This window comes from Winogradskyella sp. A2 (assembly GCF_046762865.1).
Lineage (GTDB): Bacteria > Bacteroidota > Bacteroidia > Flavobacteriales > Flavobacteriaceae > Winogradskyella.
This window is the reverse complement of sequence record NZ_JBKQXM010000019.1, coordinates 1-2,015: the sequence shown is the minus strand read 5'-3', so window position 1 is coordinate 2,015 and position 2,015 is coordinate 1. Positions and strand designations below refer to the sequence as shown.

General features: G+C 57.7%; 1 pseudogene. It reads right to left on the bottom strand.

Going from position 1 to position 2,015, the window contains the following annotated elements:
• Positions 1 to 2,015, bottom strand: a pseudogene (locus tag ACFWV9_RS16120) (hypothetical protein); the annotation flags it as partial.

Below are 2,015 nucleotides of genomic sequence, written 5' to 3'. Positions count from 1 at the left end.
TCGGTTACCGTTACGCTGTAGCTGCCGCCCTGCTGCGGCATAAGGCTAGGGCCCGTAGCACCAGGTATGACCGTACCGTTAAAGCTCCACTCAAAACCGTAGTTTACATCCGACAGCCCTGTGTCCAGAACGAGCGGGTCCAAGGCCTCGGTTCCGTTCGTGTTAACGCAAAGGATATAGCCCTCCTCAAGGTCAAAGGCAGGCAAAGGGTTCACCTGGAGCGTCAGCGGCGCCACCGCAAAACAGCTGGTACTGGTGTTGTCCACCCTCGCATAGATGACCTGTGGGTTCACTATGTTCTCGTAAAGGGCCGAGAGCGGGCTGACGTTAAGGGTCGCATCGGCCTCCGTGGCAAAGTACGTAACCATATAGCCCGTTGGGTCCTGGCCGTCCAGTACCCGGGCGTCCTGGGTCGCAAGGTCGAACTGTACGCTGTCGTTGGCAGGGTTGCCGTCGACCTCCATATTGTCGTCGCACTCCTCGTAAAGGATGGCCTGCATGTCGGGATTGGCCTGCGCCGACTCCTGCACCTCGATATCGAAGCGCTGGGTCGATATCGAACAGCCCGTGGAGGTATCGGTTATCGTAACGAATATCTCCTGTGGGTTGCTCGTGTTCGTATAAGGGCTCACAAGCACATTCGCACCGGCCTGGGCATCAGCAAGGTTGTCGTGGTAGGTCACCACGAACTGAAACGGATCCTGGCCGTTGAGCACCTCAGCGTCCTTGGTACCTAGGTCAAAGCTGCCAAAGCCGTCCGTGTTGAGCTCGCATTGTATAAAGTCCGTCACTGCCGTATCCTGTGGCAATGGGTTAACCCGTATTATAAAATTGACCACGCTATAGCAGCCCGTCACGTCGTTGGTCACCCTTACATAGATGGTCTCGTCTTCCCCTATGGCCGTATTGGTATAGTTTGCGGGATCGGCTATAGGATCGGTTCCCGAATCCGCATCCTCTTCCGTCCTATGGTAGGTAGGCGTTACGCCTGCCTCGCCGTTAAGTATCAGTATCTCGTTCACCGTAAGGTCGAACACCTCAAGGCCGTCGCCGATGTTGTTGTCGTCGCAAAGCTCCAGTACAGGTATCTGCTCGCTGGGCGTTGGCGTAGGGATCGGCAACACGCGGAGCGTAACGGTCGTAAACGCGACGCAGCCAAAAGCGTTCTCGCCCCTCACGTAGACCGTCTGGGCGTTGGATATGTTCGTATAAGGGCTCGATATCGGGCTGGTGCCGCTGTCCGCATCCATCTGGGTCTCGTGATAGGTCAGCACGATGCCGCCCTGTCCGTTCAGTATCTCCGCATTGACCTCCTCAACAAGGTCAAAGGCCTCCTGCTCGTCACCTGGGCTGTTGACATCGCAGAGCTCAAAGGGTGCCGGCGCCGTAAGCACGGGCAAGGGGTTGACCTTAAGCTCAAGCTCGGTGAGCTTGTAGCAGCCCGCATCCGTGCTCGGGTCGTCAACGCGTACCCAGACCACCTGGTTGAAATCGTCAGTGTTCGTGTAGGCCGTCGGGACCGCTATCGCATTGACGCCATCGTTGGCGTCCGCAGGGTCCTGGTAGTAACTGAACACATAGGCCGCCGGGTCCTGGCCGGCTACCAGTATATCCGCCTCTACCGTGGTCAGGTCGAACTGCGCAAAGCCGTCCGCGGAAAAGTCGTCGCACTCCTCAAGGGGATCCGGCTCCAAAAGCTGGGGCGTCGGCTCCACTACTAGGTCCAGCATGACTATCGTATAGCAATCGGTCGCTATCGTAGCGCTCTCTACACGAGCATAGAGCGTTTCCATGTCTATGTTGATATTGCCGTAGTCTGCACTGGTATCTATAGCATCTGCGCCGAGGCTCGCGTTGCCCTCCGTATCGTGGTAGGTCACCGTTAGGCCCGGTGCGCCTCCCGTGATCTCCGTGTCCGCGTCCGTAAGGGTAAAGAAGCCGAAGCCGTCGTTGTCCGGGTCGCAGTAGCGCAAAGGCTCAGGGTCAAAGGCCACAGGTGCCTGCTCCACAACCAG